The organism is Clostridium sp. CCUG 7971, assembly GCF_017590215.1.
Taxonomy (GTDB): domain Bacteria; phylum Bacillota; class Clostridia; order Peptostreptococcales; family Peptostreptococcaceae; genus Faecalimicrobium.
The window spans coordinates 1-617 of sequence record NZ_JAFFPK010000230.1; the positions used below are offsets into that span (position 1 = coordinate 1).

The 617-nt window shown below is 23.5% G+C and carries 1 protein-coding gene; it reads left to right on the forward strand.

Annotated elements, in window-relative coordinates; translation table 11 throughout:
- Window positions 1-137 precede the first annotated feature (137 nt).
- Window positions 138-587, forward strand: coding sequence for a hypothetical protein (locus tag JWF52_RS18960; RefSeq protein WP_208335026.1), 450 nt, complete (start codon window positions 138-140; stop codon window positions 585-587).
- Window positions 588-617 lie beyond the last annotated feature (30 nt).

A 617-nucleotide genomic window follows, 5' to 3' on the forward strand; every position in this document is an offset into this window, starting at 1 on the left:
TTTCAAAATCATTAATAACAAATGAAATTACTGAAAGAGGTTAATTTCCAGTTTTCTGTGTGGTAAATTGGCGAACATACTAAATATTTTTGACAATAACATTAAAGGGAGGGATAAATATAAAAAAAAGAAATGCTATGACATGGAAAGTTATAATTGTGATTGTGATTTTAGCCTTTGTACTTTTCCCAAAGAGCTTATCGTCAAGGATTAATTTAAATAACTTGCCGAAAAATAATTTAACTATTGAAGTAATCCATAGAAATAATATACTTGAAGGTGGTACTATAACATCAACAACAGATATAACAAAAATTGAGGAATTAGAAAACTTTTTAAAACAATATAAAAATATACCAGTATTATTGCTAAAAAATAAGCTAGAAGAAAAACTCGATGATGAGGAAAGCTATGTTATAAATTTTAAAAATGGTAAAGAGTTTTTAACTACAATAGTTTTATACAAGAAGAATTTTGAGATAATACCAGGTAAAGTTAAAAATTTGAAATTTTTTAGTATGTATAATGTTATTGGAGAGAATATAGATTTTAATTTTTTAGAACAATTTGTTAAATCTATGAATTAATAAATAAAAGAATAAAAAGAGTAAGTTATG